Source organism: Alkaliphilus oremlandii OhILAs (genome assembly GCF_000018325.1).
In the GTDB taxonomy this organism is placed as follows: Bacteria; Bacillota; Clostridia; order Peptostreptococcales; family Natronincolaceae; genus Alkaliphilus_B; species Alkaliphilus_B oremlandii.
Window position 1 is genome coordinate 1,642,626 of record NC_009922.1, and the last position, 13,298, is coordinate 1,655,923.

Sequence of the window (13,298 nt, forward strand, 5' to 3'; positions counted from 1 at the left end):
TTTTTTTAATAGAATAAAAAATAAATATATCCATATATATTTAATGATATGAAAAGCACTTATTTATTATAAAAACTAGGGGGAATCATTATGCGACTCAGTACGATCGGAGGAAAAGAAATCGTAAACTTATGTGATGGGAGTAGATTAGGAATCATAGCAGAATCTGATTTGCTGATTGATGAAAAGACTGGTAGAATACATTCTTTGCTAATACCGGGACCCAGAGGCTTTTTAGGGTTGTTTGCGAGTAATTCCTTGACTGAAATTCCTTGGGATGCTATAAAAAAGATTGGTAGTGATATGATCATTATAGAGTCTGAAAATGAACAACGAACAAAGTATTAGTCAGAATAGAGAATATATGAATTGAAACAGGTAAAAATAAGAAGAGGAACAAAATATATCAGCAGCATAGGAGTGAAACCATGGATAAATTTGAAGAAAAACTGAAGCATGATAAAATTACCATGAACAATGAAAACAATCCAAATCTTAAAGAGCCTGAGGAAAATTCTAGGCAAATGGAAAATCTTCGTGAATTCGGTGTAAATGATTTACCACAATCTGATAAAAGTATCTATACCATGAACATCATTGGACAAATTGAGGGACATATGATTGCAGCACCACAGAATAAATCTACAAAATATGAGCATATCATCCCTCAGCTAGTCGCTGTAGAAGAAGATCCTAAGATTAAAGGTTTACTGGTTATTTTAAATACAATGGGAGGAGATGTGGAGGCTGGTTTAGCTATCGCGGAACTAATCGGTAGTCTATCTAAGCCCACAGTGACATTGGTGATCGGCGGAGGACATAGCATAGGGGTACCACTAGCTACAGCTGGTGATTATTCTTTCATTGCACCTACAGCTACGATGACAATCCATCCCATCCGAATGAATGGATTGGTTATTGGAATCCCTCAAACTTTTCGATATTTTCTGAAGATGCAGGAGAGAATCATAAATTTTGTATTAAGAACCTCCAATGTGGAAAGAGAAACCTTCACTTCCCTAATGAATGCAACGGATGAATTAGCCAATGATGTCGGTACCATTTTAATTGGAGAAGAGGCAGTTCATCATGGCTTAATTGATGAAGTTGGTGGATTGAATAGCGCTATATCTAAATTAAAAGATTTAATTAGAGAGAATGAATAACAATTAAAATTTGAAATTTAATAAAATTTAATTATAATAGGAAGTGTATCATTATTCTTCCTATTTTTTTATTTTCAGTACTTCAAATTTTAAATTTTCATATTCTTTTATAGAATGTTTGTAGGTTTTACTAATTTAGTGTAGAATATATTATTGAGTTAATTTATAAATCCCATCATTTTAAATATTAACTTTAATTAAATCATAATGGAGTGATGATTGTGAGCAGAAAACAACGTAAAAAACAAGACACTACAATAAACACTACAATTAAACAATTTAACAATGAAATATATGGTATCTTCACCATTGCATTAGGTTTAATTCTATTCGTAATCGTATATGGCAACAGTATTGGAAGGATTGGGGAGTTGATAAAATTTGTTCTGATGGGCTTATTTTCTACTTCTGTCGCTGTGCTTCCATACTTACTCCTAATATACGGCGTATTTATATTTATTAATAAATCCTTAATGAAGAAAAAGAAAACGGTATTCTTTTATTTGTTGATTTTTATCTCAATTACGATATTTAAATCTCTTGCTGCTATTGATAAGGTTCATAGTATTTCTGCAAATACGAATATGGCGTGGTTAAAAGAAGCTTTTACACTCGGAACACAAGGAATCGGGGGCGGAATTATCGGCATCAGTATCAGTATACTGCTGGTTAGTTTATTCGGTGTCACCATTACTTATATCATCATCAGCACTTTATTACTTATTTCTTTAATTTTGCATACAAATATCTCACTTGTATCTACACTTGCCAATATAAAAGATTATCTTATAAAAACCATACAGCGTATTTATAAGGGGATACTAAACTTTATATTTGTTCCTGTAAAGGATAATAATGAGAACATTAAAAGAAAAGTAGAGAAGAAAAAAAATTCAGCACCTCATGGGCTGAAAGAGTCGATACCTTTTGAAAAAGAGGATAGCATAGAAGATAAAATTAAGATACTAGATTTTTCGGGGAGTGAAGCACAAGCAATCGTGATCTCTGATTCGTCTCCAGAAATCAGCACCTCTATGAATCAAGTCAGCTCAGCTTCTAAAGAAGCTTTAAAATCTGGAGATTCAGAAATAAATATCAGCTATAATAATGTGCCCCAAGCTATAGCATATCAATTTCCTGATATTGAATTATTGAATCAAGTCGTTTCTCAATCGACGAAAGATGATACAAAAAAAATAAAAGCCAAAGCAAAAATATTAGAGGAGACATTGCTTAACTTTGGTGTAGAGGCTAAGGTAGTGCAAGTAAATAAAGGTCCTACGATTACCCGATATGAGCTACAGCCTAGTGCGGGAGTAAAAGTAAGTAAAATTGTAAATTTAAGTGATGATATCGCATTGAATTTAGCTGCTCAGGCCATTCGAATTGAAGCACCAATCCCTGGTAAAGCCGCAATTGGAATAGAAATACCAAATGAAGATATCGCTACTGTTGCACTGAGAGAGGTTATTGATACTCCTACCTATAAAAACTCTAATTTAAATTTGCCATTTGCATTGGGTAAAGACGTATCCGGTACACCGATCGTTACCGACATAACAAAAATGCCACATCTGCTTGTAGCCGGTGCTACGGGCTCTGGAAAAAGTGTTTGTATTAATACATTGATATTAAGCATCTTATATAACGCTAGTCCTGATATGGTAAAACTGGTACTGATTGACCCAAAGGTTGTGGAATTAAATCAATATAATGGCATTCCTCATTTACTGATCCCTGTTGTAACGGATCCTAAAAAAGCAACCAGCGCACTGAATTGGGCTCTACAAGAAATGACGAAGCGATATAAGATGTTTGCTGAAAACGGTGTAAGAGATATTGATGGATATAACAATAAACTTCAGGATGCTAAAATACCATACATTGTTATTATTATAGATGAATTGGCAGATTTAATGATGGTGGCTCCTAACGATGTAGAGGATGCAATTTGCCGTTTAGCTCAAATGGCTAGGGCAGCTGGACTACACTTAATTATCGCTACACAACGTCCTTCTGTAGACGTAATTACAGGGGTAATCAAAGCCAATATACCTTCAAGAATAGCTTTTTCCGTAGCGTCCCAAGCAGACTCTAGAACAATTTTGGATATGGGAGGGGCTGAAAAACTTCTGGGGAAAGGAGATATGTTATTTTATCCTGTTGGTGCAAGTAAACCAGTTCGGATTCAAGGCGCTTTTATTTCAGAAAAAGAAATAGAACGAATTGTAACCTTTATTAAAGAACAGACTAATGAAGTTCATTATGAAACAGAAATTGTAGAACAAATTAATCAAAACAATATAGAGACTTCCAATAATTCTGATGAATTGTTCAATGAAGCTTTAAAAATTGTAGTAGAAGGACAGCAAGCCTCTATTTCTATGCTACAGAGACGATTAAGGATAGGATATAATAGAGCTGCAAGGTTAATTGACGAAATGGAAGCAAAAGGATTTGTCGGCGCTCATGAAGGAAGTAAGCCGAGACAAGTACTCATAGATATGAGTTTTTTTGAACACAATACAAATGAATAAAAATATTTGCTCATATGAACATACACATTAAACTAGAAGGTGAAAGAATTGTATAGAAAAATAACAGTAGAAGAGGCTCTCTACATGGAAAATTCTGTTTTTATTGATGTGAGATCACCAGTAGAATTTGAAGAAGGCTCCATACCAAATGCTAAGAATATCCCCATATTAAATGACGACGAGAGAGCAATCGTAGGTACCTTGTATAAACAAGAAAATCAACATGAGGCTAAGATCCAAGGAATACAATTTGCCTCTTATAAATTGCAGAATATTTATGACGAAATCAATCAATTGATAAAAGAACAAAAAAATGTTATTGTATTCTGCTGGAGAGGTGGGCTTAGGAGCGGATCTGTCTGCAGCTTTTTAAGCTCTTTAGGTATCAATGTCTATCAGTTAGAAGGTGGCTATAAGAAATATCGAAAATATGTTATGGACTATTTTGCTGAAGGTAAGTTTAAGCACAAATGCATCGTACTTCATGGCTATACCGGTGTTGGTAAAACTGAAATACTTGAAAAATTAGAAGCGTTAAATATTCCAATTCTCAATTTAGAGAAACTAGTGCGAAATAGTGGTTCTGTTTTTGGACATTTTGCATATAAAGGTACAAAACCTGTAAAACAAAAGGAGTTTGAAGCCAATGCTTTTGAAATCCTTAGAAAAAGTAATAGTGAATATATTGTGGTTGAAAGTGAAGGTCATCGATTGGGTAGTGTTACTTTTCCCCAAGGGCTTTATAACGCCATTATCCGTGGATATCAGGTCTTAATTAATACATCGATTGAGATTAGGGTAGAGCGCCTTGTACATGATTATGTGACAAATACTGAAGGCAACGATGAATTTTTAGCAAATGCAATCACTGGTCTCACAAAACGCATTGGTACCGAAAAGGTGAATCAACATATTGACTGGATTAAAGAGAAGTCTTATGATAAAATTGCAAGAGAGTTGATAATTGAATATTACGATCCTTTGTATTTGCATTCTATCAACAAATATGAATATTCCATGGAAATTAATTACGATGATATTAATGAAGTTGTTCATAAAATAGCTCATCTTTATCATTGCTTAGAAAAAAAATCCTAATGGGATTCGGCTTTATTTATACTTATATCTGTAGAGTTAATAGGGGGAAGATATTAATGAATCTAGCGAATAAACTTACTATTTTTAGAATTTTTTTAGTTCCTGTCTTTATGATTTTTCTTTTAAACAAAATACCTTATAGTGTTTCAATAGCAGCTGGTATATTTATCATTGCGGCAATTACAGATTCCTTGGATGGATATGTAGCGAGGAAGAGAAATGAAGTTACGAACTTTGGTAAATTTATGGATCCCTTGGCCGATAAACTCTTAGTTTCATCCGCATTAATTTCCCTTGTTCAGATGGGAAAAATTTCAGCTTGGATTGTAGTAATAATCATTGCTAGAGAGTTCACAATCAGTATACTGAGGGCAGTAGCTGCAGCAGAAGGTATCGTTATTGCTGCTAGCTGGTGGGGAAAAGCAAAGACAATTACTCAAATTATTGCCATTATCGCAATCTTATTAAATAACTTTCCATTTAGATATATCAACTTTCCATTTGATATGATCATGATGTGGATCTCCGTACTATTGACGGTAATTTCTGGGGTTCATTATATCATCATAAATAAGCATGTTTTTAAAGGATAATGTTAGTAGACCTACTTATTTATGAAAATATAGTTTGACCATCTAGGCATTATACTATATAATGATATTAGAACATTTGTTCGAGATTCTATATATGAAAGGAAGGTGGCCAGAGATTATCTGGCGGTATTATGGAAAAGAAAAAAGCTTTGGACATGGCACTTAGTCAAATAGAGAAACAGTTCGGTAAAGGATCTATTATGAAGCTAGGAGAGGATGCTAAGTTAAACCTGGAGAGTGTATCCACAGGCTCTATAGGCCTTGATGTCGCTTTAGGAATTGGTGGAATTCCTAAAGGTAGAATTATTGAAATATATGGACCCGAATCTTCTGGTAAAACAACAGTATCACTTCATGTAATTGCGGAAACACAAAAAAGGGGAGGAATCGCTGCATTTATAGATGCAGAACATGCCCTTGACCCTTCATATGCTAAAAATCTAGGTGTTGATATAGAGAATCTTATTGTTTCACAACCGGATACCGGTGAACAAGCTCTTGAAATTGCAGAGGCTCTTGTAAGAAGCGGTGCTGTTGATATTATCGTTGTGGACTCTGTTGCTGCATTGGTACCAAAGGCAGAAATAGAGGGAGAAATGGGAGATTCCCACATGGGATTACAAGCTAGACTGATGTCACAGGCCTTAAGAAAACTAGCTGGCTCCATTAGTAAATCTAATACAATCGCTATTTTTATAAACCAGCTTCGAGAGAAAATAGGGGTAATGTTTGGTACACCAGAAACAACAACTGGTGGTCGTGCACTTAAATTCTATGCATCTGTACGTTTAGATGTAAGAAAAGTTGACTCTATCAAGCAAGGCAACGATGTCGTTGGAAACAGAACTAGAGTAAAGGTTGTTAAAAATAAGGTTGCTGCTCCTTTTAAACAAGCTGAATTTGATATCATGTATGGTGAGGGAATTTCTAAAGCCGGAGATATCTTAGATGTTGCAGCTAGTTTGGATATCGTTACTAAATCTGGTGCTTGGTATAGCTATGGTGAACATAGGCTAGGGCAGGGACGTGAAAATGGTAAGCAGTTTTTAAAAGAAAACCCTGAAATTTCTTTAGAAATTGAAAATAAAATAAGGGAATATTACAACCTTCCGATTCAATCTGGAACAAATACAGATCTAATCCAGGCTAAAAATGATGTTCCCGATGCAACAGAGGAAAATGAAGAATAAAATTAATAAATAATATCTAATATATTTTCTAGAAAGAGCCTATAATAACAATCCAATAGGTTCTTTTTTTGAGACTTAAAACGCTAAGCTCCACCTAGAGTTGAGCGCGGTATAAATTTTGTGAGCCTGAGCGAACAAGTTTTATTTTATCTTTTATAGAAGACTACTTTGGATATATATTGAAAAGCCTGAAGCTTTTTAATCCATAGCTGGCAGTACATATATTCCAACTTGACACTTGTATAAAAAAGATATAAAATAAAGACAAATCAAGAGTTTATCTATTGATAAGGTCTATTTATATGGAATTGAGCAACTTGGAATTTTTAAAATTTAATAAGGGAGGTGTCCAAATATTCCAAATACACTTGTTTTAAACGGACTTTTAATCTTAGTTGGTATTTTAATCGGATGCCTTGTCGGCTATTTTTTTCGAAAAAATATTGCGGAGGGTAAAATTAGCAATGCTGAAGATTTAGCAAAAAAGATTGTGGAAGATGCTGAAAAAGATGCTGAAACTACTAAAAAAGAGCTATTATTGGAAGCTAAAGAAGAGGTTCATAAACTTCGTAATGAATTAGAGAGGGAAAATAGGGAAAGGCGCAATGAATTACAAAGAACAGAGAGAAGATTAATACAAAAAGAAGAAGCCTTAGATAAGAAGTCAGAAACTTTAGAGCTTAAGGATGAAAAGTTAAATAAGAAGCTTAAAGAACTAGATAACAAGGAATTAGAAATCAATAACCTTTATCAGAAGGAAGTTGAAAAGCTTGAAGAATTATCTGGTTTAACATCTGAAGAAGCGCGCGAACTCATATTAAGTGATGTTGAAAAACAAACAAAATATGAAGTAGCATTAATGATAAAAGACATTGAATCTAAAGCGAAAGAGGAATCAGAAAAGAAGGCAAGAGAAGTAATTGCCTATTCAATTCAAAAATGTGCAGCAGATCATGTTGCAGAAACTACAGTATCTGTAGTACAACTTCCAAGTGATGAAATGAAGGGCAGAATAATCGGTAGAGAAGGTAGAAATATTCGTACCCTTGAAACACTTACTGGTATTGATCTAATTATAGATGATACGCCAGAAGCCGTAATTTTATCTGGATTTGATCCAATTAGAAGAGAAGTGGCACGTATTGCACTAGAAAAATTGATTGTAGATGGAAGAATCCATCCTGCTAGAATTGAAGAAATGGTAGAGAAGGCTAGAAAAGAAGTAGATAATATTATAAAAGAAGCTGGTGAACAGGCTACTTTTGAAACTGGAGTTCATGGCTTGCATCCTGAACTTGTAAAACTATTAGGTAGGCTAAAATATAGAACGAGTTATGGTCAAAATGTTTTAAACCATTCGATTGAAGTTTCATATTTAGCTGGAATTATGGCAGCAGAGCTAGGTGCAGATGTTAAGTTGGCTAAAAGAGCAGGCTTACTACATGATATCGGTAAAGCTGTGGATCATGAAATTGAAGGAACTCACGTTGAGATAGGGATGGAACTTCTAAAGAAATATAAAGAATCTAAAGATGTTATCCATGCAATGTCTACACATCACGGTGATTATGAGCCAGAGTCAATCGAGGCTATCTTAGTAACAGCAGCAGATGCCATATCTGCAGCAAGACCGGGTGCTAGAAGAGAAACATTAGAATCCTATATAAAACGTCTTGAAAAATTAGAAGAAATAGCAAATGGACATGATGGTGTTGAAAAATCCTATGCGATTCAGGCTGGTAGAGAGATTCGAATCATTGTAAAACCAGAAGTTTATAACGATGAAGAAATCTTTATGCTTGCTAGAAATATTACAAAGAAAATTGAATTTGAGCTGGAGTATCCAGGACAGATTAAAGTAAATGTCATTAGAGAAACAAGAGCAATTGAATATGCTAAATAAAAAAACTGCGAAAGCAGTTTTTTTTGTAGAAAGTCCTTCCATAACTTATTAAAATGAATGGGTGGATATTCTAATTATCAAAAATGTTAGAAAATTTTATTAATCGTGCAGGTATTTTTAAAATTAGGTAGAATAGTATACTTTGATAAAACAATATATATGCCGAATATATTAAAAGGGGGACTTAATAGGATGGAAGTATTAAAAGTATCAGCAAAATCAAACCCAAATTCTGTAGCTGGAGCATTAGCCGGAGTTCTTAGAGAACGAGGAACCGCTGAAATTCAAGCGATTGGCGCAGGTGCTCTAAATCAAGCAGTTAAAGCAGTTGCAATAGCACGAGGATTCGTAGCTCCTAGTGGATTAGATTTAATCTGTGTACCAGCCTTTACCGATATTTTAATAGATGGCGAAGAAAGAACTGCAATTAAATTGATTGTAGAACCAAGATAATATTACGGCCTTAAAAGATCTGCTCACGTATGGCAGGTCTTTTTTATAGGTATCATATAAAAAGTAAATTTTACGTTTTAGGTTCTATTTATTTTATGATTGGGTATAATCATCTTATATTGGAATTGTAAAGGAGAGTATTCAATGAAATTCATCGATATGCACACACATTCGACTGCTTCTGATGGTGTATACAGACCTAAGGAATTGGTAGAATATGCCCTAGAGAAAGGGTTATCGGGCATTGCAATAACAGATCATGACACGATTGATGGTATTGAAGAAGCGGTTGACCACGCAAGTATCTATAAAGATTTTATTGTGATTCCAGGGATCGAATTGAGCGCTGAGTATCATGGTGAAGAGGTTCACATCTTAGGCTATGGGATTGACTATAAAAATAGTAGTTTAAAAGAGAAGCTTCGATATTTAGAAAAGGAGCGAAGAGATCGGGCCTATAAAATTGTAAGCAAATTGAATTCTATGGGAATGAAGCTGGATTATGAAAGTATCATGCAAACAGTTCAAAATGGAGTTGTAGGGAGACCTCATATCGCTAGAGCTCTGGTTGAGCATGGATACGTAAAAAATCTAGAGGAAGCATTCAATAAATATCTAGCACAAGATGCAGCAGCTTATGTTCCCAGGGCTAAGCTGTCGCCACAAGAAGCGATTGGTCTTATAAAAGCTGCAAGGGGGATATCCGTCCTAGCACATCCAGGGCTCATTCAATCAGATAAAATTATAGAAGACATCCTTACACTGGGTATCGATGGGATTGAAGTATACCATTCGGAGCATACAGGGTCTCTCTCAAGAAAATTTCTAGAGATGGCTGAAGAACATAATCTTTTCGTAACTGCAGGATCTGATTTTCACTTTCCACCAGATAATGATGAAAGTTATCACGGAGATTTAGGAAGCATCAAAATATCATTGGATAGTATACAAAAATTATTTAGAAGAGCATAAATATATTACTTAATTTTATTAATTATGAATGGGATATGTATAGAATATTTTTGTTAAATTTGTTACAATGATTATGATTATATTATAAATATACGGAGGGAATGTGGATGAATATACAACTTTCTAAAAAAGCGCAACAAGTTTCACCTTCAATAACACTTGCCATAGATTCCAAAGCAAAGCAAATGAAGGCAGATGGAATTAATGTTATTAGTTTTGGTGTTGGTGAACCAGATTTTGCTACACCTGAGAACATAAAAAATGCTGCTATAGAAGCGATTAAAAAAGGGTTTACTACATATACACCAGCATCTGGTCTTCCTCAACTGAAACAAGCAATTTGTAACAAATTGAAAGCTGAAAATAATTTAGATTATAAGCCTGAAAATATCGTTGTATCCAATGGTGGAAAACACTCATTATACAATATTTTCCAAGCGATCTGTAACCCTGGTGACGAGGTTATTATTCCTGTGCCATATTGGGTAAGCTATCCTGATATGGTTGCGATGGCCGATGCTACTCCTGTATTTGTCCATTGTACAGAAGAAAATGAATTTAAACTAAATAAAGAAGATCTTTTGAATGCAATCACATCAAAAACAAAGGCAATCATTCTAAACAGTCCTTCCAATCCAACAGGAGCCGTTTATACAAAGTCTGAGTTAGAAGAAATTGCAAGAATTGCGGTAGAACGGAACATATTTATTATATCTGATGAAATATATGAAAAATTAGTTTATGAGGGAGAAGAGCACATCAGTATCGCCTCCTTAAATGACAAGATTAAAGATTTGACTATCGTTGTCAATGGTATGTCAAAGGGTTATGCAATGACTGGTTGGAGAATCGGATATACAGCTAGCCATGCCATCCTCGCTAAAGGAATGGGGAATATACAAAGTCATGCTACATCGAATCCAAACACAATTGCACAACATGCTAGTATTGAAGGATTGACTGGAGACCAGTCTTCAATTGAACAAATGAGAGTAGCCTTTGATGAAAGAAGAAAATTCATGGTGCAAAGAATTAATGAGATTGATGGACTATCCTGTATTGCGCCTAAAGGTGCATTCTATGTGATGATGAATATCCAAAAATTACTTGGAACTACAATTCAAGGCGTCACCATCCATAACTCCATGGATTTATCCGAATTGCTACTTGATAAGGCAAATGTTGCGGTTGTACCAGGTATTGCTTTCGGAACAGACGAGTTCATACGTCTTTCCTATGCAACTTCATTAGAAAATATTCAAGAAGCTCTGAATAGAATTGACGATCTGTTAAATAAGTAATTCTTGTTAAAATAAAAGGATAGATGAAAATGAAATGCTGCCCATTTACAAGACAAAAAGTCTAATTGTAGGGCTCAGTTCAAAGAATCTATCCTTTTGTTTTTTGTTTGAACATCTTAAATTATAATCATGAAACCTTACCTTGTTTTCAATTGATGGGATATTCTCTCCATCAATGTAGCCATCTCTGCTCTTGTATTCTGCTTACTTGGTCTAAATGTGCCATCTTCATATCCACCAAAGATCCCTAAATTACTTATAAAATTGATGTATTCATAGGACCATAGCTCAGGTTGGATATCATTAAATTTAGATGTTGAACCTACCTTTTTATCTAGGCCTTTGTCTTTAACGATTCGATATAGTATTGTAGCCATTTCCTCTCTGCTCAATGGTTTGTCTGGACTGAATCTATTATCCTCTAAGCCTGTCATAATACCATGATGACTAATAGTTCGAATATAATCCTTCGCCCAATGAGATTCGGGAACATCATTATAAGATATCCTTGTATCAGATTGTTGAGTCTCCATGTTCAATTCTAGAAATCGTACCAATATAGTGGCTGCCTCAGCTCTGGTAAGTGACCTGTCTGGAGAAAATTTATTAGACGAAGTTCCAACCATCCAAGATTTCTGAATCATAGATCGTATGGATTCCTCAGCCCAATGATCTTTAATATCAGAAAAGTATTTGCTGTTTAACCATAAATCAAAATAATCCCAAGTATTTTTTGATTCCTGTCCAATACTCCAACTACCTGCACCTCTAAGATCATATTTTGGAATCAACTTTAATTTCTCCTTGATAGATTGTTCGTTTTCAAACCAAATTGTATAAGTGCCTTCATTTAGAATGGTATCATATCCTACTTTAATTTTGTCATTTTTGGGAATAGAAATCGTCACCATGGGCGATTGACTATTTGAATTATATACCACTTTCCCTTTGTACTTATCGATTAAAATGTCAATTTGGTTATTAGAAACTCCTCTTCCCTGAAACATCCCATCTGATTTCCATATACGTCCATAGAAGGGGATACCCAATACTATTTTGTTTGATGAAATTCCCTTTGATAGAAGATGCTCTATGGATTTTTCAACAAAATTAATGCTTGCAATTGGGCCAGCTTTACTTCCTTCCCAGCTTTCATCATAGGCCATCAACATTAGATAATCCGCATATTTCGCTATTTCTTTATAATCATAGGACCCATGCCACCCAACTTTTAAATCTTTTGAATTGGCTGCTACAGCAATAGACAACTGTTTTTCTTTCGGCAACTTTTCTCTGAGTAGTTTAATAAAAGCAGTTTGATTATCCTTATCCGTATGGGACAAATTCTCAATATCAATATTGACGCCATCTAAATTATATTGGTCGATGGCTTTTACGATATCCTTAACAAGTTTATCCTTATTTTTCAGTGCTTTTTGTCCAATTGCTCGATCCCAATGATTGCTTAAAAATGGAACGATTTTTTTGCCTTTCTTGTGCATTTCATTGATAAAAGAAGTCTCTAGCTTCGACGTAATGACTAAATCTCCATTTGAATCAAGATCAAAATAGCTCGGTGAAATCGTAGTAAGGCTATTGTTTGTATTGTTTACAATAGTAGTGTAATCCTTGGGACTTCCAAAATACAGATAGCCCATATTGACTCTGCTGATTCCTTCTGCAGATAAACTATTTGTAAATAAAAATGAAGCGAATATCACTATAGAGAGTAGGGTAGAGCTTATCGTTTTTTTATTCATTAATAATATCTCCTCATGTCATATGTTTGTATTCATATATGAGTGTATCAAAGTTGAGTAATTGGAACAATCCAATAAAATTTGGTTGTAGATCCATCATATGGGGATCCACGATTTCGTGTGTAGTCAATGCCATTGGGAAATAATCACATGATAATTATTATCAATAGATAAAGAAAAAAATGTTGGATGGAAGCGAAAATTGATGTAAGAAGTAAAATTTGTCGTACGTTGACAGATTTCTGAAGGCTCAATAAATGATAATCTATAAATAGCGTAAACCAAATTCATTCAATGAAAACAAGATATATTTTGTAGACTTCAC

General features: G+C 34.4%; 11 protein-coding genes. 10 read left to right on the top strand and 1 reads right to left on the bottom strand.

All coding sequences use genetic code 11. The annotated features are described in order from the left end of the window. Positions 1 to 90: 90 nt before the first annotated feature. From CLOS_RS07910 to CLOS_RS07955, 10 genes are all read left to right on the top strand, one after another. Positions 91 to 348 carry a YlmC/YmxH family sporulation protein gene (locus CLOS_RS07910; RefSeq protein WP_012159392.1) on the top strand — a complete coding sequence of 86 codons (258 nt, stop codon included), beginning with the start codon at positions 91 to 93 and terminating at the stop codon, positions 346 to 348. 80 nt (positions 349 to 428) lie between these two features. Further along, complete coding sequence (locus CLOS_RS07915; RefSeq protein ID WP_012159393.1) at positions 429 to 1,166, top strand: ClpP family protease; 738 nt, start codon at positions 429 to 431, stop codon at positions 1,164 to 1,166. Positions 1,167 to 1,387: 221 nt separating this feature from the next. Then, positions 1,388 to 3,703, top strand: a complete 2,316-nt coding sequence (locus CLOS_RS07920; RefSeq protein WP_012159394.1) for a DNA translocase FtsK — start codon at positions 1,388 to 1,390, stop codon at positions 3,701 to 3,703. A 48-nt stretch (positions 3,704 to 3,751) separates the two neighbouring features. Further along, positions 3,752 to 4,801, top strand: a complete 1,050-nt coding sequence (gene mnmH, locus CLOS_RS07925; RefSeq protein WP_012159395.1) for a tRNA 2-selenouridine(34) synthase MnmH — start codon at positions 3,752 to 3,754, stop codon at positions 4,799 to 4,801. 56 nt (positions 4,802 to 4,857) lie between these two features. Next, on the top strand, positions 4,858 to 5,394 hold the full coding sequence (pgsA, locus tag CLOS_RS07930) for a CDP-diacylglycerol--glycerol-3-phosphate 3-phosphatidyltransferase (protein ID WP_012159396.1): 537 nt from the start codon (positions 4,858 to 4,860) through the stop codon (positions 5,392 to 5,394). A gap of 131 nt (positions 5,395 to 5,525) precedes the next feature. Next, positions 5,526 to 6,584, top strand: a complete 1,059-nt coding sequence (gene recA, locus CLOS_RS07935; protein ID WP_012159397.1) for a recombinase RecA — start codon at positions 5,526 to 5,528, stop codon at positions 6,582 to 6,584. 388 nt (positions 6,585 to 6,972) lie between these two features. After that, positions 6,973 to 8,487 (top strand): ribonuclease Y, encoded by a 1,515-nt coding sequence (gene rny / locus CLOS_RS07940; protein ID WP_041719124.1) that lies wholly within the window; start codon positions 6,973 to 6,975, stop codon positions 8,485 to 8,487. A 192-nt stretch (positions 8,488 to 8,679) separates the two neighbouring features. Next, a complete protein-coding gene (locus tag CLOS_RS07945; RefSeq protein WP_012159399.1) occupies positions 8,680 to 8,940 on the top strand; it encodes a stage V sporulation protein S in 261 nt (86 codons plus the stop codon). Positions 8,941 to 9,084: 144 nt separating this feature from the next. Continuing rightward, on the top strand, positions 9,085 to 9,912 hold the full coding sequence (locus CLOS_RS07950; RefSeq protein WP_012159400.1) for a PHP domain-containing protein: 828 nt from the start codon (positions 9,085 to 9,087) through the stop codon (positions 9,910 to 9,912). A gap of 107 nt (positions 9,913 to 10,019) precedes the next feature. Then, complete coding sequence (locus CLOS_RS07955; protein WP_012159401.1) at positions 10,020 to 11,213, top strand: pyridoxal phosphate-dependent aminotransferase; 1,194 nt, start codon at positions 10,020 to 10,022, stop codon at positions 11,211 to 11,213. Positions 11,214 to 11,350: 137 nt separating this feature from the next. Here CLOS_RS07955 and CLOS_RS07960 read toward each other — a convergent pair whose 3' ends face one another. After that, positions 11,351 to 12,973, bottom strand: coding sequence for a glycosyl hydrolase family 18 protein (locus CLOS_RS07960; RefSeq protein ID WP_012159402.1), 1,623 nt, complete (start codon positions 12,971 to 12,973; stop codon positions 11,351 to 11,353). Between the last annotated feature and the right edge of the window lie 325 nt (positions 12,974 to 13,298).

Bases quoted from the DNA above. Each gene is read 5' to 3' on its own strand.
- CLOS_RS07910 (WP_012159392.1), top strand. From the start codon at position 91: ATGCGACTCAGTACGATCGGAGGAAAAGAAATCGTAAACTTATGTGAT.
- CLOS_RS07915 (WP_012159393.1), top strand. From the start codon at position 429: ATGGATAAATTTGAAGAAAAACTGAAGCATGATAAAATTACCATGAAC.
- pgsA (WP_012159396.1), top strand. From the start codon at position 4,858: ATGAATCTAGCGAATAAACTTACTATTTTTAGAATTTTTTTAGTTCCT.
- recA (WP_012159397.1), top strand. From the start codon at position 5,526: ATGGAAAAGAAAAAAGCTTTGGACATGGCACTTAGTCAAATAGAGAAA.
- CLOS_RS07945 (WP_012159399.1), top strand. From the start codon at position 8,680: ATGGAAGTATTAAAAGTATCAGCAAAATCAAACCCAAATTCTGTAGCT.
- CLOS_RS07950 (WP_012159400.1), top strand. From the start codon at position 9,085: ATGAAATTCATCGATATGCACACACATTCGACTGCTTCTGATGGTGTA.
- CLOS_RS07955 (WP_012159401.1), top strand. From the start codon at position 10,020: ATGAATATACAACTTTCTAAAAAAGCGCAACAAGTTTCACCTTCAATA.
- CLOS_RS07960 (WP_012159402.1), bottom strand. From the start codon at position 12,973: ATGAATAAAAAAACGATAAGCTCTACCCTACTCTCTATAGTGATATTC.